This is a genomic window from Pseudoalteromonas sp. AS71, assembly GCF_038900275.1.
Classification (GTDB): Bacteria; Pseudomonadota; Gammaproteobacteria; order Enterobacterales; family Alteromonadaceae; genus Pseudoalteromonas.
Window position 1 is genome coordinate 115,150 of record NZ_JBBMQZ010000002.1, and the last position, 23,498, is coordinate 138,647.

Below are 23,498 nucleotides of genomic sequence, written 5' to 3' on the forward strand. Positions count from 1 at the left end.
TCAACCTTGAAAGTACTTATTTGCATTTTAAATTCGTTTTTCGTCTTTTATTAATTTAAAACTGCAAAAATATTAACGTTAAGTGAGTTACCTAGCAGAAATTATGCGTTTATTGGCTGTACTATAAAATTAGAATATAAAAGTATTTATGAACCTATAATTATCAGAACATATGTTAACTATATGTTTTTATCGCATGTTTAAATTTTTATTATTAGGTATGATTACTACATAATTCTGTTTGAGGAAAACACAGTGAAAAAAGTGACGTTAATTGCGCTTTTATCTACGCTAATAAGCCCTATCGTAGCGGCTAATAATTTAAGCCCACACGATGTTGGTATAACTAACGAAGAACGTATTTTATATTGGCTTAAAAAAAGAGACCAAGTACCTTCAAGTGAGTTAGATAGTTCATTTAAGTCGTATATGAGTAATATTGAGGTTGCCAACCACTCAATTAAAAATGGCTTTAGGCAATTTAAATCCTCCTCTACTGATTTTTCAAACACAAATAAACAACAAGCCGCTTTTTCAACGTCGCTAGTGCCAGACCACAGCATTAATGATGTAAAAGTGTTAGCTATCTTAATTGATTTCCCTGATCTTAAACATGACTCTAATCAGCTAGTAGAGCAAGATACCGACATGTTTTACGCTGAGTATTCAACTGAACACTATCAGCAAATGCTTTTTAATACTCAAGGTTATGCGGGTCCTGATGGACAAAGCTTATCAACGGCTGCAGATTATTATAAAGCCGCGTCTGGTAATAGCTTAAACTTTAGCGGGCAGGTATATGGCTGGGTAACCGCTGATAGCAATGCAAAAATATATGGTGAACGCCAAGGCAGTACACGTGATAAAAATGCGCCCGCTTTAGTAAAAGAGGCTGTGGAGAAGGCGATTGCAAAGTTTAATATTAATTTAGCGGACTATGATTTAACTGATTTAGATGATGTTGATGGCGATGGAATTATTAATGAACCCAATGGCATTATTGATCATGTAATGATTTTTCATTCAAGTATTGGCGAGGAAGCTGGTGGTGGCTACTTAAGCACCGATGCTATTTGGTCGCACCGCTACTATGTATTTGATGAAAATAGCGGGACGAGCGAGATTGCAGGCAGCAGTATTAAACTCTTTGGTTACACAATTAATCCAATTGATGCTGGGATTGGCGTGGTGGTACATGAGTTTGGGCATGACTTGGGATTATTGGATGAATACGACTTACAATCTAACACGGTAGGTGAGCCCGTCGCGTCTTGGTCAGTTATGTCTACAGGAAGTTGGGCAGGTTCGCCAAGAGGTTCAGAGCCCGTTATGTTTAGCCCTTATGCACTTGAGTATTTACAAAATCGATACCAGGGAAATTGGGTTAATCAGCTAACGCTTGATATGGATGAGATAGACGCTAACTCACAGCAGACATTAATTAATACTGCGAGCACTTCACAGCTACAAAACCAAATAAAAGTAACACTGCCTCCAAGGCTTGAAAAATTTAAAACGCCAGTAGAAGGTGATTTTCAATACTATTCAAATACGGGCGATAACATTAACAACAGCTTAGTTAATACAATAGCTCTACCAAGCACAACTGAGGCACTTACTTTAAGCTTTATTGCTTATTACAGTATTGAGCGCGATTACGATTTAGTACAAGTAAAAGTAAATGGGGAGCCTATTGCTAGTAATTATACACAAGCAGTTAACCCGTATTATGGCAATATTGGTCCGTATATTTCAGGTGATTCATTTTTAAATAGCGATGCTAAGCAACCCAATGGATACTTAACTCATAAGTTTGATTTATCAGCTTATGCTGGGCAAACAATAGATTTGAAAATTGAATACATTACAGATGCGAACACACATTATTATGGTTTTGTTGTTGATGATATGCGTATTGAGCAAAGTGATACTTTAATTTGGCAAAATAATGCACAAGATCAAGTTAACACAGAGTTTAATGGCTTTGAAAAAGTTGGTAGTTACACATATGCATCGCCATCACATTACTATCTACAACTGCGTTCATACACTGGCGTTGACAGTAGTTTGCAAGCAGAGCAGTACTCACCGGGGTTATTATTGTGGTACAGCAATGAATCTCAAGCAGATAATAATACTACCGAGCATCCAGGCAGTGGTTTTGCATTAGTGGTAGATGCCGATCAGCGTTCAATAAATAAAGGCAGCACGCAAACTCCCGCTGCTTCAGCAATTCAAATACGTGATGCTGCTTTTAGCCTATATCAACAAAGGGCAGGGTTAGGTGATGATGATTTATCAGCTATCACAGAGTTTACTGATAAAACCGACTATAGTTTTTCAGCGCAACAGCCATCAGGCGTTATGCTTCCACAGGTTGGTTTTGGGTTTAATATTATAAACCAGTCATCTGACAGTGAAGACATAGAAGTACAGCTTAATTACGATGTTATTAAGGGTATTAATTTTACCAAAACAGGTTTAATCGTTGATTTTAATATAGAAGGTTTAGCCCTAACACCTGCGGATAAATTTGCGTGGAATTTTGACGATGGCAGCTCAAGCACAGAGTTAAATCCAACGCATACATACCAAGACTATGGCACCTACGATGTTGAGTTTACTGCTAGCAATGGTACTTCACAGCAAGTAACTGTAGTTGAAGTTACACTAGTTAAACCATTATCTGTAAATGAAATTGAATATGAAGTAAACCAAGGAATATTGACAGCTCAAGCTTCGTTTACAGGTGGAGTAGCACCGTATACTTATAATTGGCAGCTAGGGGATGGAAGTACTTTAACGACGCAATCGATCACCCATAATTATTTATACTCTGGTGATTACCAAGTAACGCTTACAGTGACAGATAACGAAGGCACGGAGCAAACTAAAGCGGTTGATGTAACTGCAGTTGTTCCGCTTAGCATAGATGCAAACGTTACAGTAAATGATTTAAGCGCTCAATTTAATGCGCAAGTGACCGGCGGCTTTAATAGTTATACTTACAGTTGGGATTTTGGTGATGGCAGTGCGCTATCAAATTTACAAAACCCAATACATACTTATCAAGCTGACGGGGCATTTAATGTAACGTTGAGTGTTACTGATACTCAAACAAATGATACTTTTACTAAAGAGCTATCCCTTACAGTGCAAAAGCAGCAAAGTAGTTCTGGTTCAAGTGGCGGATCATTGGCAGGTTTATTAGTTTTATTACTTTTATGCTTACCTAGGATAAAACGCAGCTAGCAAACACAAAAAAGCCCGCTAAATTAGCGGGCTTTTAAAATTAATAACAAATATTAATTATAAACGGTCAATTACTGATTGAGTGAAATCAGTTGTACCGTGGCTGCCGCCTAAATCGCGAGTTGTACGGTCGCCAGATTTTATTACATCAGCAACAGCACTACGAATACGCTCTGCTGTGTCGCCCATATCTAAATGCTCAAGCATTTGGATAGATGCTAAAATTACAGACGTTGGGTTAGCTAGGTTTTTGCCAGCAATATCTGGAGCACTACCGTGTACAGCTTCAAAAATTGCTGCGTCTTCACCAATGTTAGCACCTGGAGCCATACCTAAACCGCCAACTAAACCAGCACAAAGGTCAGATAAAATATCACCAAATAAGTTAGTCGTTACAATTACGTCAAACTCTTCAGGTGTCATTACCAGTTTCATACACGTTGCATCAACAATCATTTCGTTTGATTCAATTTGTGGGTAACGTTCAGCTACTTCACGCGCAACTTTTAAAAACAAACCAGATGTTGATTTTAAAATGTTAGCTTTATGAACAGCTGTTACTTTTTTACGGCCTTCACGTACCGCTAGCTCGTATGCAAAAGTTACGATTTTTTCTGCGCCTTCACGCGTAATTATTGATTTTGCTTCTGCTTCATTACCGTCTTCACTTACTATTTGGCCTGCACCTGAGTACATACCTTGCGTGTTTTCACGAATAGTAATGATATCAATATCGTCGTAACGAGCTTTAGTACCAACAAATGATTTAACAGGACGTACGTTAGCGTATAAACCAAATTGCTTACGAAGTGTTACGTTAATAGACGTAAAACCTTCACCTACAGGCGTTGTTAATGGGCCTTTAAGAGTGATTTTGTTTTTAGCTATTGTATCAACCGTGTCTTGTGGAAGTAACTCACCTGTTTTTTCAAGTGCAGCTAGGCCAGCATCAACAAATTCATAATCAAAGTCGCAACCTGCGGCTTTTAATATTTCAAGTGCTGAGTCGATAATGCTCGGACCGATGCCGTCGCCTTTGATCACTGTGATGGTTTGTTTGGCCATTGACTTTTCCTTTAAAGAGTTTGATTTGCACATAAATTATTACCCTGAGAGAGTAATAGCTTGTTAGGTCATTTATGTGAACGTGCTTGAAAATTTAAGGGCGCATTTATACCAAGTTATCGCCCATTTTGCTAGTTTATACAGGAAATACCGGGTATACACCAAAGTTATAATGGGTATAGGAACGTTAAATAGTCCTCTATAAATTAAATACTATTAAATAGCGCAAGCGATTCTAATTTTTGATTGAAATCAGTTAGATTTTGCCACTTTAGTATTTTCAGTTGTTCGTTTAATGTTTGCAGTTGCCATGCTGTAAGCGCAAGTTCCGGTTTAAAAACACTCTGCGCAACAATTTTAAGCGTGATCCAGAGTTTATGAGAGTCAGTTAAATGTTTTTTAGGTGTTTGCTCTGCTTCTAAAAGTGCCGTTGTCCATGGGTTGTCACTTAATAAATGAGTAAGCTGTTGCGTTAGTTGCTCGTTATTAATTGCATCCACTCCAAAAAATGAGCTAATAGGGGCACTCAATGTTTTATTTGGTGTGTCGTCAATCAGCGTTTTACGAGAAAGCTGTGTACTGCATTGCGTTAATAAAAAATGAGCATAAGCATATAAAGGTAATGTAATGTGTTCAAATTGGTCGTGTTTATTTTTACTGACTAATAAGGCCATTATTTTCACTAAACAATTTAATCTGTTAGTAACGTATGCTTGCAGAGGGTGTGGGGTAACATTAACTAATTGCTCAAAAACAACTCTTTGAATTATCGCAGGCGCATTATAATAACCGACCATCGATAAGCTATGCTTTAAGTCTTTAGCGGCCTGATGCTCCTTATTGTAAGGTTTTACTGCCTCACATAAATTCGCGACTACCTGAGGGTGAACCGCCATTAGTTGGCTTAACCCTTTATAGCTATATTCGTGCTGCAACTTAATATTACTTATTAGTTCAAGTAAAGACTGTGCTTCATCAACGTCAACTGCACTTTTCGACTTTACATGTTCACTGTTGAACACTTTAAAGTTAATAGTTTTATCAGCGCAATGCCATTGTTTTGGGTTGTCGTTAAGCGTTGCTTTAACGCTAAACCAAGCTAATTTATTTGGATTAGCGGTACTAATTAAAATATGTTTTTGCTGCGCATCAGTCGTTAAATAAATCATGGTTTGCTCGGCATAAAAAACGCGGCTTCCCGGTAACAGTGGCCCCAAATGAGCTATAAGTGATTTGATTAGCTGCAGTGCAAATAAGTTGGGAGTGCGAATGTACAAATCAGCAAGTGCTTTAAATAAACTCATATGTTTATTAGCCGTATTGCTAGTGATGTTCATGCTAATAATATTTGCTAAAGCAATCAGTGTTATGCCCCCATCGTAAAGCATAATTTTAGGGGCACTTACTAATGCTTGTTTATATTTACTTAATTTAGCTAACAATTGCGTAACGGGTTTGGCAGAATCGCCACCGGATAGCATAACTTTTGCTGCTAGTTGATGACGCACTTGCCATGTTTTTTTATCGGAGTCTTGAAAAGGTGTCTGCTCACAGAGCTTGTTTAATTGTGCTCCAACACATAAATGCTCAATAAGTGAAGCTGCAATGTATAGCTCGCTTAGGGCATTGTTGTAGTGATGAGATTTACAAAGTGCAGCGGTTATAACGCTCTGACTAACAACTAAATTAGTAGCATAAGAATAATTAGGATTATAAAGTGTTAAACGTGCTTGTAATGCGAATGGCTGTTCGTTATAGAGCACTCTATATTGCTCAGCTAACTTACTTGCCATGGGGTATAAGGCTGTCCACTTTTGTTTATTGTTATAATAGCTTAAAAAGAGCTGCGTATTATTAAGCAGCTGCTCTAAAGTAGTTGAAACAGCTTCATCCATTAAACCTTCACCTAATTTTGTTCTTGATATTTATTATATGCACTAGGACCCCATAAAAATAGCTGCCCATTTTTAAATAATAACCCAGTACATTCATCCATAGTGGTTATACCGTCAGATGTTTTATGCTGTGTACGATAAAAAACTATCTGAAATACCTGTTCACCATCTCGTTTGGCATAAGTAAGGTCAGGGCTGCCTAAATAATCAAGCACAGTATTTAGTGTTGTTGGCTGCTCAAGTGATAGTTTTTCGATATAACGTTTATTAAAAGCTTCTCGGTCTTGCCAGATCATAGCCTGAGGATCGTCTTTATAAAAGGTGATCACCAACGTTGCTATCAGTGCATATAGCCCTAAACCTAAGATTAAATATCGGATAAATTTTTTCAATATGGTTTACTCTGACTCCGGTAACTAATAATAGTATACGTTTTGTAATGTTTAGAGGCTATTAACTTGCGACTAATTAAGTCTTAACTGCTTTAAACTAAAGCCTAAATTTATATCGGTGCGTAAACTAACCAAGTGCTTTGAGATTACGTACATATCCATATTAGCGGCTAACTTTGCTTTAATACTTGGGCTTAGAGACTCATCTTCGGCCGCATGCTCAATTGAATTATAGTTATTAACTATTTGCTGCGCAGACTTAGTACCAATTCCTTTTACTCCCGGAATATCATTTGTTTTATCACCAGCTAAAGCCCAAAAATCAACGAGCTTATTTTGCTCAACACCAAAACGCTCTTTTATACTTGTCTCATCTAAATAGAGTTTTTTAAAGTAATCATAAACTGTAATGTAGGGGCCTAAATAGGGTAAAAAGCCTTTATCAGTAGAAACAACAGTATTAGCTATTTGATTATTTGATGCCTTAAACGCAAGCGTTGCAATAATGTCATCGGCTTCATCGTTAATAGGCTCAAATACAACAATACCAGTTTCTTCTATTGCGGTTTTAAAGTGCTCTAAAGCATCTTTTAGCACTTGAGGCATTGGCGCACGTGAGTGTTTGTAGTCTTTATAAAAATGATAACGCCAGCTTTTGTCACCATCAAATACCGCAATCGCATGGGTTGCACTACTTGTATCTAAAAGCTTTTTACACGCATGAGCTACACGTGCGCAGCACGTTTGTATCATTTGCTCATCGCTGTGATGTTTTTGATTTGCGTCAACGGCGTATATGCGCCTAATTAAATTAAGCGCATCAATAAGAAGTAAATGGGGTTTCAAACTATAAAACTCATGCTTTTATTTTGTAACACGGAATGTATTTACTGCCAGGGAGTTTCATACGGCCCTGATCAACAAATGCTTGTAATAACGTATCCATATTTTCCATAAGGGCAGGCTCGCCACTTAAAATGTATGGACCGTTTTGCTTAATGGCTTTTACGCCTTCGTCTTTTACATTTCCAGCTACAATACCTGAAAAAGCTCTGCGTAAATTAGCCGCTAATAACTGTTTTGGTTGATCAAGATGTAAATCAAGACTTGCCATATTTTCGTGTGTTGGTGCAAAAGGTTGTTGAAAATCGTTATCGATTTTTAACGTCCAGTTAAAGTAGTAGGCATCGCCTTCACTTTTACGGTAATCACGAACATTGGCCATAGCCGATCTTAGCTTTTGACCTACTAATTGCGGATTATCAATAATAACTTCAAACTTATCCAATGCTTCTTTACCAAGCGTCATTTCAATAAATTCACACAGCTCTTTAAAATACGCTTCACTTTCACTAGGGCCAGTTAAAATAACAGGCAAACATTGCTTGGTATTATCTGGGTGGAGTAATATGCCTAATAAATATAACAGTTCTTCGGCAGTACCTGCGCCACCAGGGAAAATTATAATCGCGTGAGCTGTTCTTATAAAAGCTTCAAGGCGCTTTTCAATATCAGGTAAAATAACTAATTCGTTAACAATAGGGTTTGGTGGCTCTGCAGCAATAATACTTGGCTCTGTTAGGCCTAAGTAACGGTTATTGGTATTGCGCTGTTTTGCATGGCCAATAGTGGCACCTTTCATTGGCCCTTTCATGGCACCAGGGCCACAACCAGTACAAATATTTAATCCACGTAAGCCGAGTTCGTAACCTACTTGTTTTGTGTATTTATATTCAACTTCGTTTATTGAGTGTCCGCCCCAGCAAACAACCATACTTGGCTCGCTATTAACACGCAAAGCACCTGCATTTCTGAGCATATCGAACACCATATGAGTAATGGCTTTTTGCTCTTTTAAATCTTTTTCGTATTTTTGACAAATAAACAAAATATCGCGAATAACAGAAAATATATGCTCGTGAATTCCGGTAATTATTTCGCCATCAACAAATGCGGTTTCGGGTGGGTTTTCAAGCTCAATTTTAATGCCTCGTTCGCGGCTTACTAAACGAATATCAAAATCTTTGTATTTGTCGTATATATCGCTACTTTCGTCGGTATGGCTACCTACATTAAGTACTGCTAATACGCAGTTTCTAAATAACCTATAACGCTCACTAGCAGAAGATTGCTCTAATAAATCAACTTCTAATTGCGACAGTAAATCTAAAACCCCAGTTGGGTTTAACTGTATTAACATAGACGTTCTCCTTACTGCTAAATCGTAAAAAACTACTTGTCATAAAATTATAATAGCTATGACATTATTTACTGGTACAAAGTCTATCTCGTCCTGAATTTTTGGCCTCGTAAAGAGCATCATCTGCTCTATCAAATGCCTTTAACAGAGTATCGCCTTTTTTAAACTGAGTAGCACCTACCGAAATAGTGATCTCAATTTGTTTTTCTCTAAATTTAAAAGGTATATTTTTAATTACCTTTCTAACTTTATCCAGAGGTAATGTTGCGTTTTCAAGCGACACACCTGGCATTAACAATACAAATTCTTCACCGCCGTAACGCGCTATAAAATCGGACTTTCTTACCGACTTTTGCAACGCTTTTGATATAACTTGAAGTGTTATGTCACCAGCGGTGTGGCCAAATCTATCATTGATAGATTTAAAGTGGTCAACATCAATAACTGCAAGCGTAACATCAGAGGGCTGAACATTAAACAAGTGCATTTCATGGCTGTAACGTTCATCAAATGCAGCTCGGTTAGGCAGTTTTGTGAGCCCATCAAGTAAACTTTTAAAGCGCTGTTCGTTTAAGCGTTTTTTATACGTTGTTAACTTACCTTCCAAAGTACCAATTCGTTTATTTATTTGACCAAAGCTAGTGCTAAGCATCTCTCTGTCTTTTCGCTCAAGTTTTTCTTTTGCTATAAAATCTTCGCTTAGTGATTTTAATTCGTTATCAACGAGTTCTTTTAAAGATGAAATTGACGTTGCTTTTTGCGTTTGCTCATTAAGATTTTTTATTTTTAGTTCGATACTTTTATTTAATGAATCAAACTCAACTTCCATCGATTCAGAGTGCTTGCTAGTAGAGACAATAGAATTGTGTAAATCTTCGAGGGTTTGATTTAACGAAACTAAAAAGCTTTGTGCCGATTTACGCTCTTTGCTTATATTCTTTACCACTACATCAATAATGTTAATCGCAGAATCAAGCAATGCTGGCATCGTATTACTTTCGGTAATGCTATTTTTTATACTATTAATTTGTTGGGTAGCTTCATCTTCAAGTACAAGTTCATTAGCAAGTTCAAGTAATTTTTTTGCGTGGCTTTGCACAGTAGAGCACTGTTTATCAATTACAGGGTCTTGTTTGCTTATTAAAGCCTGATGATAAAATGAAATAAGTTGATCAAGAAGTGGAATATAACCATGAATCGAATGCACATTATTAATTTCGTGATCGAGTAGGTTCCTTAGTGTTCGGCGTGTTTCATCAGGTAAGCCTTTGGTTTTTTGTAATTGTTTACCTGCATTTTGCACACTGTTAAATAAATCACGTTGCTGAGTTTGTTGAGTTGATTCTTGATTTTTAAGTAATATCAAAGTTTCACTAACAAGAGGAGAGAGGTATTCAAAGCTCATTCCTTTGTTGAGTGCACTTCTAAATTTAGCAAGGCGGTTATCTAACTCTATATCTAGCCCTTTACAGCTCAAAGATAATTTAGCTGTAAAGTCACACAGAATATCTACTTGATGTTTACGTGCGCTCTCAACAGCCATACGCGCATCAATTGCTTGTTTGAGCTTTTTATCTGTTGTGTTAGATCTTTCAGACACTTAAGCATACCGCCATCAAATTAATTTTATTACCTTCAGTTTACAACAAATTTTTATTATGTGTAGTTATCTAGTAAAAAACTTATAAATTTTAATAAGCTACTACGTATAAACTCGTATACAGGGCAATTTGTCGTATTTAATTCACTTTTAAATAGGGGCTTGTTAGTCTTATAGGTAATTAAGTTTCCACTAAGAGTCTCTATGAAAAAGTTATTAGCCCTATCTATTTTAGCTGCGTGTTCAGCACCTGTATTTGCCGATGTAAATTATTCTTTAGAAATCTCACAACCACAACACCATTTAGGCGACGTAAGTGTAGAGTTTCCAAAAACAGCGCAAGCACATCTTGATATAAAACTTCCAGCATGGCGAACCGGTCGCTATGAAATGCTTAACCTTGCCAATGGTGTTCGTTATTTCAAAGCTAAAGATGAAGACGGCAAAGAATTAAAGTGGGAAAAAATTGATCACAGTACGTGGCGCGTACACCTTAATGAGCCAACAGAGGTTAATGTTGACTACCAAGTGTATGCAAATGAGCTTGGTAAGCGCGCACGTCACATTGACGACAGCCATGCATTTATAGATGCGTCAGGCTTTTTTATGTTTAGTGAATCATTTCGCCAAGAGCCAGTAACCGTTAATTTAGACGTGCCTAAAAAGTGGCGCTCTGTATCGGGTATGGATAATTTAAAAGGGAAAAATTCATTTAAAGCAGCCGATTACGATGTACTTGTTGATTCACCAATCGAAACGGGTATTAACCAACTACACACATTTGAAGTAGAAGGGCGTGAATACGAGTTAGTTATATGGGGCGATGGTAACTACGATGTAGAGCTAATGCTTACCGATCTTAAAAAATTAGTTGCCACGGGTAATGTAATTTGGGATGGCTATCCGTATGAGCGTTATGTATTTATGGTGCATGCAACATCAGGAGCTGGTGGTGCAACAGAGCATTTAAACTCAACAATTATTCAACGACCACGTGACCGATTTGGTAGCCGCGAAGATTACTTAGGTTTTATTAGCACCGCTGCGCATGAGTTTGTTCATACATGGAATGTTAAAGCATATCGCCCTCAAGGTTTAGTGCCATACGATTACACTAATATGAACTATTCAAAACTGCTGTGGATTGCAGAAGGTTCAACAAGTTACTTTGAAGATCATTTATTAGTGCGCTCAGGCATTCAAACAACAGATGAATTTTTTAAAGTAATGAGTAAAACCATTAACCGTCATTTGCAAACACCAGGCCGTGAAGTGCAAAGCGCAAGCGAAACAAGCTTTGATAAATGGATTAATCAAGGTGGCGATCACGCACGTAACTACAGCACCAATATTTATTCAGAAGGTTCGTTACTTTCACTTGCTTTAGATATTGACTTACTAGAAAAAAGCCAAGGTAAAATAAGCTATCGCGACGTGCACAAAGCACTTTATAACAATCATAAAATGCCCGCTGGATTTACAGATACAGATGTACTTAATATCTTAAAAGATTTAACAGGACGTGATTATTCAAGCTGGTGGCAAGAAAATGTAGAGTCGCCTGCAAGTATTAACTTTGACGATTTACTTACTAAAGTAGGTTTAAAGTTTGAGCGTCCTGAAAAAGCAAAAGCACTTGCAAGTATTGATGCTACCGCCAGAAATACAGGTGAATTACTGACGTTAAGTTATGTACGCCGTGGTGGCAGTGCGTGGAAAGCGGGTTTAACTACCGATGATAAAATTGTCGCTATAAACAAACATCACGTAGGTAAAGATTTAAAAACTAGCCTAGAAACGTTTAAGGCAGGCGACAAAGTAACCGTTGACTATCTTCGTCGCGATGCACTTGAAAGCTTAACATTAGTATTATCAGAAGATTTCGATAAGCCTAAAAAAGTAGTTGCTGATAAAGAGGCAACGCCACAGCAAAAAGCGCTTTTCAAAGCATGGATTGGCGTGGAACATCCAAATGATGTGACAAAAAAATAAATTTAGTTTTTATAGCGTTTAAATACAGTTAACAATTATTAAAAAAGAGCTTCGGCTCTTTTTTTGTTTTGTATAATGGCGTATATAATGTACATGGAAATTTAATATTAAAATTAAATTTAATTATTATTTGGTATTTTTATTACTAAATAAAATTACTTATGGATATAGCCTCAAAATGAAATTAGACGACGTTGCTTCAGACTTAACCAACCAATTTGTAATTAACGACTATTTGCATCAGTTATTTGATGCGGTAAATGTAATTTCTGTTCAAGGTTATGACAATGAGCGTCGTGTTATTTATTGGAATGAAGGCAGTGTGCGACTTTACGGATACACCAAAGAAGAGGCCATAGGGCAAAAAATAGAAGACCTTATAATTCCTGAATCAATGTGTGAATTTGTAATTGACGCACACAGTGATTGGGTAGAAAAAGACATAGAAATTCCAGCATCCGAAATTACCCTAAAAGGTAAAAATGGCGAAAGTGTATCTGTTTTTTCTAGCCATGTTATGTTTACAAATCAATATAATACAAAACAAATGTATTGCATTGATATTGACTTATCTGAGGTTAAAAAGGCACAAGCAGATGCATCATTTAATGAGGATATGCTAAAAACTATTTTTGAGGCAATTCCTGACTTATTTTTCTTGATGGAAAATGATGGAACTATTATTGAGTATCATGCCAGTAATGAGACCGATCTCTATACCAAGCCAAAGCAATTTATTGGTAAAAAAATGGGTGATGTACTCCCGCGCGCTGTAGCCAAAAAATTTGAAACCTATATCAGCCTCGTATTAGAAAAAGAGCAGATGATGAGCTTTAAATATGAGCTAGCTTTACCCCATGGGCTCGTTTTTTTTGAAGCAAGAATAAATAAAATAACAGAACATAACCAGTTAATGGTTATTATTCGAGATATTACAGAACAGCATAAATCAGATGAACTAATTAGACATCAAGCGTATTACGATAGTCTAACTTTACTCCCTAATCGTTTTTTAGCACTTGATCGTTTGTCGCAATTGCTTATTGAAGTACAAAGAAATAACGAGAAAGCTGCGGTACTGTTTTTGGATTTAGATGACTTTAAAAAAATAAATGATTCCTTAGGTCATGAAACAGGAGACAAACTTTTAATTGAATCAGCGCAAAGGCTACAAGAGGCACTGCGAAAAGACGACACGGTAGGGCGCCTAGGTGGGGATGAGTTTATCGTATTACTACGAGGTATAACTGATCACCATTCTGCTTTAAAAATTACTGAAAAACTGGTCAATAACTTTAGAGCCCCTTTTAAAATTGAAGGCCGAGAACACATACTAACAGCGAGTATTGGTGTAGCCATATACCCAGAAAATGGTAATACAGTAGCTGATTTATTACGAAACGCTGACACTGCAATGTATCAAGCAAAATCATATGGCCGTAATACTTATTCATTTTTTACTAAAAAAATGAATGTAATTATTCAGCGCCGACTCGTAATAGAAGAGCAGATGCGTGGCGCCCTTGAGCGTGACGAATTTGAGTTATACTACCAGCCCCAATTTGACGCCAAAAATAAACACATCATTGGTGCAGAAGCGTTATTACGTTGGCATAACCCTGTACTAGGTAATGTAACACCCGATGAGTTTATACCTATTGCAGAAAATACAGGATTAATTGTACCGATTGGCAAGTTTGTAATTAGCCAAGCATTAGATTTTTTAAACACATGGCAAAGTACTTGTAAACGAAAACAGCAATACACTATTGCCGTTAACTTATCACCTCGTCAATTTAGAGACGTGGGATTACTCAGCTTTATTCAAAACTCATTGAGTGAAGCAAACGTAAATCCCGAACATTTAGAGTTTGAAATAACTGAGGGAGTGCTGATGAGTTGCCACACTAATGTTGTTGATATATTGACTGAAATTACGGCATTAGGCATTAACTTATCAATGGATGACTTTGGTACGGGTTATTCATCATTAAGTTATTTGAGAGAATACCCTTTTAATGTACTCAAAATAGATAGAAGTTTTATTGACGGTATTGTACTAAACAATGAAGATTGTAATCTCGTAAAGGCAATTATTGCCATGTCGCACAGTTTAGGGCTGACAGTGGTAGCCGAAGGCGTAGAAACAAAAGAGCAGCTTACTTTATTGAACGAATTAGGCTGTGATTTTATGCAAGGTTTTTACTTTAGTAAACCCATACCAGCAAAACAGTTTCTTGATTTTTCGATGAATTTTGATAAAAAGTAAGATTAAACACTCGATTGTAACAATTCATTGCACGGCTATTGACCTCATTAGCTACTGACGAGTAACCTGTTATAGAAACAAATAAAAAGGATTCTATAATGCGTTTAAAACCTCTTGTAGCTACATTAGCAGCCACATTTTCTTTATCACTTTCAAGTAGTGCCATAGCCGACGAAGGCATGTGGCAACCACACCAACTTCCAGAGTTAGAATCAATTTTAAAAGCCAAAGGGCTTGAAATTAATGTTGAATCTATTTCTAAATTAACCGAATTCCCAATGAATGCGGTAATTAGCCTAGGTGGCTGTACAGCATCGTTTGTATCGCCTAAGGGTTTAGTTGTGTCAAACCATCACTGTGTTTATGGCTCGGTGCAATACAATTCAACACCTGAAAACAACATATTAGAAAATGGCTTTTTAGCTAAAAGCCCTGCTGAGGACTTACCAGCAGCGCCGGGTTCACGCGTATACGTCACAGAAACAGTTACTAATGTGACTGACAAAGTTAGTAAAGGTATTGAAGAACTAAGCGGTAAAGCACGCTACGACGCAATAGTAAAAAACGAAAAAGCGCTAGTAGCCCAGTGTGAAGCCGACGAAAGCTACCGTTGTAACGTGTATTCGTTTCATGGTGGTTTAGAGTTTTACCTAATTAAGTCACTTGAAATTAAAGACGTACGTTTATCTTACGCACCAGCTATGGGCGTAGGTAAATACGGTGGCGATATAGATAACTGGATGTGGCCGCGCCACACCGGCGACTTTGGTTTTTACCGCGCTTATGTAGGCAAAGATGGAAAACCAGCTGAGTACAGCGAAGACAACGTACCTTACGTACCTGACTCTTACCTAAAAGTAAGTGCCAAAGGCGTGCAAGAAGGCGACTTTGTAATGGTTACAGGCTACCCAGGGCGTACTAACCGCTACCGCATTGCAACAGAGGTAGATAACGTATTTAACGACAGCTACCCTAAAGCACGCGTTCATAACTCAAAATACGTGTCGCTTATTGAAGAAAACTCAGAAGACGGCAGTAAAGCGCGTATTGCTTACGAAAGCACCATTGCAGGTTATAACAACTATATTAAAAACTATGGTTCGATGATCGAAAGCTTCAAAAAAGGCACTATGCTTGAGCGCAAAAAACAGTTTGAGCAAGAGTTAACACAATGGATCAATAGCGATAGTGAGCGTAAAGAGCAATACGGAAGCGTATTAGGTGAGCTATCTGAGCTAATTGCACAATCACAAGAGCACAGTGAACGCGACCGAATGTTAGGTTATGTACATCGCTCACAAATGATCAGCACAGCACGACGTTTATACCGCCTAGCTTACGAAAAACAAAAGCCAAATAGCGAGCGTGAATCTGGTTATCAAGAACGTGATTTACCTCGCATTAAAGCGGGGCTTGAGCGTATGAGCCGCCGTTATGATAGCAAAGTAGATAAAGCTATTTTACTGCACTTTTTAGAGCTGTATGCAGCACTTCCAAAAGAAGAGCGTTTTAGCGAGGTTGATAACGTATTCAAAGTACAAAATGGGTTTGATAAAGCAACTCAAAGCGCGTTACTTGATAGCATGTATGAGCAGTCAAGACTTGATAATGCCACTGTTCGCAATTCATTGTTTGAGCAATCGTTTAGCCAGCTAAATCAAAGCCAAGACCCATTTGTGCAGTACGCTAAAGCCATATTTAAAGTAATGAAAGCACAGGAAGATAAATCAAAAGCACTTGCAGGTAAATTACAAGCAGCTCGCCCAGAGCTAATGAGCGCAATAATTGCGTTTAACAAAGCTAAAAACAAACCTGTATACGCCGATGCCAATAGCACATTACGAGTAACCTATGGCACCGTAGGTGGCTACTCACCTCAAGATGGCTTGGTAGCAACTCCTTTTACCTCGCTTGAAGGGTTACTGGCTAAAAACACCGATGTTGACCCATTTAATGCACCTAAAAAGTTACAAGAGCAAATTAAAGCCAAGCTTTACGGTGATTACACGGGCGGCATGAATACAGTACCAGTAAACTTTTTATCAAATGTAGACACTACCGGTGGTAACTCAGGTTCGCCAACACTTAACGGCAAAGCAGAGCTTGTTGGTTTACTGTTTGACGGTGTTTACGAAAGTATTATTGGTGACTGGGATTACAACCCTGAGCTTAATCGCTCAATCCACGTTGATTCACGCTACATGCTGTGGGTAATGGATAAAGTAGATAATGCACAAAACTTGTTAGACGAAATGACAATCGTAAAATAAGTAATTAGTGAGATAAGAGAAGGGCGCTTACCGTAAAGGAAGCGCCTTTTTTGTTGATGTTTGATTCGTTTATTTATGACTGCTAAGTGCCATGATCGGATAATCGAAACCTTAGTCGCTTGTTATATTTAAATTTTACGCTCAAAGGCTAGATATAAAGTTGCAAATAAAAAACCACTAAAGCCTTTTTCCATTTTTGATAACACCCACCCATCTCTTGCCAACTCGTTTGCTTTAGCGTTTGCTCTATTTAACATACCACCTGTAGCCCAGATTTGAGAAACTGCAATAAACTTATACTCCATGTAACACTCCTTTAAATATAAATGCTTTATCAGAGGACTCTTTCTCTATTTTTAAGCGAAAACGTCCTTATTTTATTAGCTTCTATTAATAGCAAAAAGCATAAGTTATTGCTAGCTATATATATTATGCTTATGATGGGTTATTTGAACATATAAAAAAGGGGGGAAGTAGTCATTAATTAATTACTCACTCAATGACTGATTCTCGCTCACAGCACGCTTCAGCAAAGTGCGACTTGCTGTCATTTAAATAGAAATTAGCAAAGGCGACCTCATTTTCTTACCTTTTTGTTGATGTTTGATTCGTATATTTATGGCTGCTAAGTGCCAGTGTAGGTCAGATAAGCGAAGCGCCATCCGACATAGTAAAATACCTTGCCAATTATTATCAACATTTTATGTTGTTGTGTGGCGGGAGAGTGCCAACAGCGGACGCTGGTAACGCCTTGCTAAGAGACAAAAAAATAGTTTGCTAAAATGTTAAAGAACGAAAACAGCAAACTGTATTTTGTCCTTGTTAAACAGCTTGTTATATAGCATTGTACTCATGATTAAGTAACCCTAACTTTAAATCATTACACCAACGACCACCTAATTTAAAGTTATCTCGAATTGTACCTTCATGAGTAAAACCCAACGCTTTTAGTAAATTAAATGATGGGGAATTACCTTCAGTGACAGTTGCGATCACTTTATGGAAATTACATTGATTAAAGGCATATTCAATAACGGCAATAGTTGACTCTTTACCATACCCTTTGCCCTGAAACTCAGGACTTAGTAAAAAGCCAAGTTCAGCTTGTTGGTATGGCTCCCATTCGGGATAAAAACCAGTTACGCCTATTTTAATCCCAGTTGCTTTTTCAATGATTGTTAAAGTTAACCAATGATTAGAAGTTTTTTCCCATTCGCCTAAGCGACAATTAAAACGTTCATTTATATCAGATTCGGTAAATGGATCACTGACATACTTGAGTACATCGCTTGATTGATGAAGTTGCTCAAAAAGCTCCCTGTCATCTTTACAAATTGGCTTTAAAATGAGCCTTTGGGTTTCAATTTGCACAGGCTTTCCTTTGCTATATAACACTTATTGAACACCATTTTGGTGGTTTATAACACACCAAAACGGCCTATATTACATACCATGATAATTTCACCAATAATCACCTTTGTAAACAAGTAATTAAAACCGCTAGAAATTAAGCATGTTATTTTGCCCCAAAACGGCGTTTAATAATGTTATTGGACAAAATTAGATTTCTACTTAAAACACAGGAATAAATTTAACTTTTTCAGTGTCCGGTTATCGCTCTGAGCTGCCTTTAACTTAAATCAAATCACCTCAACACCCTTTAATATATTTCATGTGCATTTTATAACCAAGAAGTGCTAGCTTAGTGGTAAATTAATTGAAGGAAATAATTATGAAATTAGAGTCATTAGCACTGCACCACGGTTACGAATCTGAGCCTACGACCAAATCGGCAGCCGTGCCTATCTATCACACTTCTTCTTATACATTTGATAATACGCAGCATGGCGCTGATTTATTCGATTTAAAAGTACCTGGAAATATTTACACCCGCATAATGAACCCAACTAATGCCGTACTTGAGCAACGTATTGCTGCAATGGAAGGGGGTATTGGTGGGCTAGCTGTTGCCTCTGGGATGGCCGCTATTACGTATGCTATTCAATGCTTGTGCGAAGTAGGCACTAATATTGTGAGTACCAGCCAAGTATATGGTGGCACGTATAACTTATTTGCACATACCTTACCTAGGCAAGGTATTGAAGCACGCATGATAAAGGCCGATGACTTTACCGCGTTCGAGAATGCAATTGACGACAACACCCGCGCTGTTTTTTGTGAATCTATTGGTAATCCTGCAGGTAATATTGTTGATATTGAACGTTTAGCACGTATTGCACACAGCAAAGGTGTGCCGCTTATTGTTGATAATACCGTGGCTACGCCGTATTTATGCCGCCCATTTGAGCTGGGCGCCGATATAGTGGTTCACTCACTTACAAAGTATATAAACGGGCACGGTACTGCTATTGGCGGCATGATTGTCGACTCAGGTAAATTTGATTGGAAAGCGAATGCCACGCGCTTTGCAATGATGAACGAGCCCGATCCGTCGTATCACAATGTGGTTTATACCGAAGCTTTTGCTGAAGCTGCATTTATTGGACGTTGTAGAGTAGTGCCACTTAGAAATACTGGCGCAGCGCTTGCGCCTAAAAACGCATCTGACATTTTAATTGGCCTTGAAACCTTAGGCTTAAGAATGGATCGCCACTGCGAGAATGCACAGCAGCTAGCTGAGTATTTAGAAAATCATCCAAAAGTGCTTTGGGTTAATTACGCAGGGCTTAAATCAAGCCCGTATAACGAAATGAGCCAAAAAATTACCAGTGGTAAAGCATCGGGTATTTTAAGCTTTGGTATTGCTGGTGGCCTAGAAGCGGGTACTCGTTTTATTGATGCGCTAAACATGATTTTACGCTTAGTTAATATTGGCGATGCCAAGTCGCTTGCGTGCCATCCTGCGTCAACTACACACCGCCAATTAAATGATGAAGAGCTTGCTAATGCGGGTGTAAGTCGCGATTTAATCCGTTTGTCAGTCGGTATTGAAAACATTGCTGACATAATTGCCGATGTAAGCCAAGCGCTCGATAAAGCATAGTTACCTCACTACCTTTCATAAAAAACTTTAAAGCATAAAAAGCGTTAGTTGAAAATAAACTATCGTTTTTTATGTTTTTCTAAAACCAATTAACAAGTATACACCCTTATTTTATATACCTTTTTTATAAAACCTCCCTAAGACTTTTATATTTCTATCGTTTGTTTTTCATTCACATGTCAATTTTGTATTGACACTAAGATTAGTTACTACTACATTTGTAACAGTACCACTACAAGTGTAGTAATAGGAGCGACAATGAAACTTAGTGATTTTGAAATGGATATTATGCAGCTGCTCTGGCAGGAAGAACCCTGTACCGCGAGTCAACTACATAAAGTGCTTTTAGCTGATAAGCAAAAAGATAAAAAAGTAGCCTATACAACAGTTAAAACTATCGTAGATAGGTTAGAACACAAAGGGGCGATTGAGCGCTGTGGACATGAAGGTCGAGCTATTGTTTTTAGAACAATCGTGACTCAAGACACATTATCGGGGCAAGCTATGCCTAGTTTTATGCAACGATTTTTTAAAGGTAATTCTCGTAGTTTAATTGCCCACTTTATTAAAGAAGAAAAGCTAAATGATGAAGATATAGAATATTTACAAACGCTTTTAAAAAATAAGAAGTTAGATTAAAGGAGAGGGTAATGACGGATTATTTACTAACTTGCACACTTATTAGCTTATGTATTTTGCTTACAGTAAAAGGGCTAAAAAATGCCCCAGCACGATTAAACTTTTACATTTTAATGACTGCCTTGGCATGTTGGTTTGTCCCTTGGCAATATTTTTCCCAGTTATCCTTATTTGAAGGGGCAAATCGTTACACATTCAACGTGGCGCAATTGATTCCCGATGTTAAAGCATTAATACCAAGTGCTGAACAAGTAGCAACTAAGGACGAATTACAAAGCGATATGGGTATATGGGACTTATTGCCATCACTTAGTAATGTTTTTATGGTTTTAGTTTTAGCTGGTTTTGGATTGTTTTCATTACGCATGAGCCTTTATGTAAAGCTTATAAAAAACTTATACATTAACTCAAAGCCAAGTCCTGAACTTAAACACATTAACAATCAGTATCCAATTAGACTAACAACCCATACAGAGCCTGCTTTTGCTACCGGGTTAATAAAGCCTGTTATTTGGCTAGAGTCGACGATGGTAAATCGTGAAGAATTAGATTCAGTCATTCAACACGAGGTAACTCATTTACAACAAGGTGATATTTATTGGACGTGGCTTATTAGTTTTATAGAAAGCGTTTTTTGGTGGAATCCTATTTGCTTAAAGTTAACTGGTTTAGCAAAAGAGCAACTCGAACTTAGCTGTGATGAGTTGTGTATGCAAAAGCTAAAAGGTAAATACCAATTGGATTTAGCCAGTTTATTGCTACAAGAGCAAAGTGCTAAAAGCTCGCCTAACTTTTTTACCCCCCCACTTTTGAATATTGCTCATTCTAAGAGTTTTAATATTCAGAGGATCAAAATGTTAAACAAGGAAAAAACAATGAAAAGTAAATATTTGGTTATGGTTGCGGCGGCAATGTCTTTTAGTGCTTTAGCTGCAGCGCAAATTGTAGATGGTAGTTCAGATAACAAGCAGCCAAGTAATAATACGTCTCAGGCTCCTGTTAAAAGTGAAGAATATAAACAACAACTAGCACAGCTTCTAAAAAGTGCTGCTGGGGCAAAAAGTGATACCCCTGAACTGTTAAACCAAGCTGCGCAAGGCATACAACAATGGCACTTAAATAGAGATAAACTTGCTGGTTTTGAAGAAGCTGAAATTAAACTACAAAGCTTTAGGCTGCTAGATCACGTTTACTCTAAACTTGAGCAATATGAAGATATATTGAGTGCTTACGAAAAATGGTATGAGCCTGGTAGTAACCCGCCTTACTTTTTAAACAATTCACTAGCAACCGCGTATATACAACTAGGGCGTTATGAGCTTGCTGTTGCAGAGCTTGAAGATTTATCAAAACAGCTTGAAGGGAAACTACATGTTGGCTCTGCTGATAACTTAGCACTGGCATACATTTACCTTGATGATTACGATAAAGCGTTAAAAACCCTAGAGAAGGTTGATGCAAAAGACGATGTATACGGAAATATCCTTAAATATTATGTTTATGATAAACAAAATAACCGTAAAAAGATGGATGAAATCAAAAGTAAAATCCCAGAAGCATTTGCAGTTACCCCCGCGTTATTACCACAAAGCGGCCTACCTGGTTCGCAATTGTTGAGATTGCTATAAGTTTTCAATTACGATGAGGCTCGGAGTATCTGAGCCTCTGTTTATGTTATTGGTACAAATACAGTAAAATAGGTCTAGATTATTTAAATCTCTTGGGTAATCGCTTAGTGATAACTTAAATAAAAATGGCTAAAAGTAGTGATTTTTCACAATAGTTGGTATGTTACAAGTAACATTTTATTTAATTGTGTGTGATGAAAAAAAACAAACGTTCTTCTCTTCAAGATATTGCCGATGCGGTTGGTGTAACCAAAATGACGGTGAGTCGTTATTTACGTAATCCCGAAAAAGTATCAGAGTCTACTCGCACTAAAATTAGTGCAGCTATTGATACGCTAGGTTACATTGCAAATAAAGCCCCTGATTTACTCTCTAATGCTAAAAGCTACTCTATTGGTGTACTAGTCCCATCGTTAACGAACCACGTATTTGCTCAAGTTATAAAAGGTATTGAAGATGTAACAGGGCCTGCAGGATACCAAACAATGTTAGCCCATTATGGTTACAACCCTGAAATTGAAGAAAAACGGGTTGAGTATCTATTGTCGTATCACGTTGATGGTTTAATTTTATCAGAAACCACACACACAGACAGAACGCTAAAAATGATTGAAACGTCAGGGGTACCTGTGATTGAAATAATGGATACTCATCACTCTCCAATGCAGCAAGCGATTGGTTTTGATAACGTTAAAGCCGCTTTTGATATGACGACGGCACTTTTAAATAAAGGCTATCGCAATATTGTTTATATAGGTGCAAGGCTCGATGTACGAACACGCCTAAAATTTCAAGGTTATTCAGATGCTATGTTAGCTAAAGGTTTTACGCCTAAAAGTGTGATGACTGATCAAGCTTCATCTTATAGTTTAGGTGCTGAACTTTTACAAAAAGCGCGTACTGACTACCCAAATACTGACTGTTTGTTTTGTACTAATGATGATTTAGCAATTGGGGCTATTTTTGAATGCCAGCGAAACAACATTTTAGTGCCTAGCCAAATGGGGGTTGTGGGTTTTCATGGCCATGATATTGGCCAAGCAATGGTGCCTCAATTAGCAAGTGTGATCACCCCTCGTTATCAGATAGGTAATGTTGCGGGAAGAGAGTTGTTGAGCCGGATTAATTCAGATTTGGATGCTAGGATTAATTATAAGCAAGTAATTGATACTGGTTATATAGTTCATCTAGGTGAAAGTGTTTAAATACTCTAATTATATGAGCCTAATTACCTGTGCCTAATTACCTGAGCCTAAATAACAAAAGGCTCAGGTAATTTTTATATGTGTGAT

Annotated in this window: 16 protein-coding genes; 8 read left to right on the forward strand and 8 right to left on the reverse strand. The window is 37.5% G+C overall.

Annotated elements, in window-relative coordinates; translation table 11 throughout:
* Nucleotides 1-255 precede the first annotated feature (255 nt).
* On the forward strand, nucleotides 256-3,252 hold the full coding sequence (locus WNY98_RS02490; RefSeq protein WP_342877038.1) for an immune inhibitor A domain-containing protein: 2,997 nt from the start codon (nucleotides 256-258) through the stop codon (nucleotides 3,250-3,252).
* Nucleotides 3,253-3,309: 57 nt separating this feature from the next.
* Here the strand turns inward: WNY98_RS02490 and WNY98_RS02495 are convergent, their stop codons facing one another.
* The 6 genes from WNY98_RS02495 to WNY98_RS02520 all read right to left on the reverse strand — a co-directional run bounded on the left by WNY98_RS02495 (nucleotide 3,310) and on the right by WNY98_RS02520 (nucleotide 10,404).
* Nucleotides 3,310-4,317, reverse strand: a complete 1,008-nt coding sequence (locus WNY98_RS02495; RefSeq protein WP_024598103.1) for an isocitrate dehydrogenase — start codon at nucleotides 4,315-4,317, stop codon at nucleotides 3,310-3,312.
* Nucleotides 4,318-4,523: 206 nt separating this feature from the next.
* On the reverse strand, nucleotides 4,524-6,212 hold the full coding sequence (locus tag WNY98_RS02500; protein WP_342877039.1) for a hypothetical protein: 1,689 nt from the start codon (nucleotides 6,210-6,212) through the stop codon (nucleotides 4,524-4,526).
* Between the two features lie 11 nt (nucleotides 6,213-6,223).
* A complete protein-coding gene (locus WNY98_RS02505; RefSeq protein ID WP_024598101.1) occupies nucleotides 6,224-6,607 on the reverse strand; it encodes a DUF3192 domain-containing protein in 384 nt (127 codons plus the stop codon).
* 69 nt (nucleotides 6,608-6,676) lie between these two features.
* Entirely contained in the window at nucleotides 6,677-7,450 is a 774-nt protein-coding gene (gene xni, locus WNY98_RS02510; protein ID WP_197185181.1) for a flap endonuclease Xni, read from the reverse strand.
* 10 nt (nucleotides 7,451-7,460) lie between these two features.
* On the reverse strand, nucleotides 7,461-8,804 hold the full coding sequence (gene ppnN, locus WNY98_RS02515; protein WP_342877040.1) for a nucleotide 5'-monophosphate nucleosidase PpnN: 1,344 nt from the start codon (nucleotides 8,802-8,804) through the stop codon (nucleotides 7,461-7,463).
* A 64-nt stretch (nucleotides 8,805-8,868) separates the two neighbouring features.
* Complete coding sequence (locus WNY98_RS02520) at nucleotides 8,869-10,404, reverse strand: diguanylate cyclase (protein ID WP_342877041.1); 1,536 nt, start codon at nucleotides 10,402-10,404, stop codon at nucleotides 8,869-8,871.
* A 204-nt stretch (nucleotides 10,405-10,608) separates the two neighbouring features.
* Between WNY98_RS02520 and WNY98_RS02525 the strand changes: the two genes are divergently transcribed.
* The 3 genes from WNY98_RS02525 to WNY98_RS02535 all read left to right on the forward strand — a co-directional run bounded on the left by WNY98_RS02525 (nucleotide 10,609) and on the right by WNY98_RS02535 (nucleotide 16,935).
* A complete protein-coding gene (locus WNY98_RS02525; RefSeq protein WP_342877042.1) occupies nucleotides 10,609-12,396 on the forward strand; it encodes a PDZ domain-containing protein in 1,788 nt (595 codons plus the stop codon).
* A 178-nt stretch (nucleotides 12,397-12,574) separates the two neighbouring features.
* Nucleotides 12,575-14,665: a bifunctional diguanylate cyclase/phosphodiesterase gene (locus WNY98_RS02530; RefSeq protein WP_182712412.1), complete on the forward strand. Its 2,091-nt coding sequence runs from the start codon at nucleotides 12,575-12,577 to the stop codon at nucleotides 14,663-14,665.
* A 98-nt stretch (nucleotides 14,666-14,763) separates the two neighbouring features.
* Nucleotides 14,764-16,935, forward strand: a complete 2,172-nt coding sequence (locus tag WNY98_RS02535; RefSeq protein WP_342877043.1) for a S46 family peptidase — start codon at nucleotides 14,764-14,766, stop codon at nucleotides 16,933-16,935.
* A 128-nt stretch (nucleotides 16,936-17,063) separates the two neighbouring features.
* Here the strand turns inward: WNY98_RS02535 and WNY98_RS02540 are convergent, their stop codons facing one another.
* Complete coding sequence (locus WNY98_RS02540; protein ID WP_165722958.1) at nucleotides 17,064-17,240, reverse strand: hypothetical protein; 177 nt, start codon at nucleotides 17,238-17,240, stop codon at nucleotides 17,064-17,066.
* A gap of 529 nt (nucleotides 17,241-17,769) precedes the next feature.
* A complete protein-coding gene (locus tag WNY98_RS02545) occupies nucleotides 17,770-18,306 on the reverse strand; it encodes a GNAT family protein (protein WP_197142388.1) in 537 nt (178 codons plus the stop codon).
* A 361-nt stretch (nucleotides 18,307-18,667) separates the two neighbouring features.
* Between WNY98_RS02545 and WNY98_RS02550 the strand changes: the two genes are divergently transcribed.
* The 4 genes from WNY98_RS02550 (at nucleotide 18,668) to gntR (ending at nucleotide 23,411) form a co-directional block, all read left to right on the forward strand.
* Nucleotides 18,668-19,939 (forward strand): aminotransferase class I/II-fold pyridoxal phosphate-dependent enzyme, encoded by a 1,272-nt coding sequence (locus WNY98_RS02550; protein ID WP_101162859.1) that lies wholly within the window; start codon nucleotides 18,668-18,670, stop codon nucleotides 19,937-19,939.
* Between the two features lie 258 nt (nucleotides 19,940-20,197).
* Complete coding sequence (locus WNY98_RS02555) at nucleotides 20,198-20,578, forward strand: BlaI/MecI/CopY family transcriptional regulator (RefSeq protein ID WP_004586391.1); 381 nt, start codon at nucleotides 20,198-20,200, stop codon at nucleotides 20,576-20,578.
* A gap of 11 nt (nucleotides 20,579-20,589) precedes the next feature.
* Nucleotides 20,590-22,206 (forward strand): M56 family metallopeptidase, encoded by a 1,617-nt coding sequence (locus WNY98_RS02560; protein ID WP_342877044.1) that lies wholly within the window; start codon nucleotides 20,590-20,592, stop codon nucleotides 22,204-22,206.
* Between the two features lie 194 nt (nucleotides 22,207-22,400).
* Nucleotides 22,401-23,411: a gluconate operon transcriptional repressor GntR gene (gntR, locus tag WNY98_RS02565; protein WP_182681961.1), complete on the forward strand. Its 1,011-nt coding sequence runs from the start codon at nucleotides 22,401-22,403 to the stop codon at nucleotides 23,409-23,411.
* The last annotated feature ends 87 nt before the right edge of the window (nucleotides 23,412-23,498 follow it).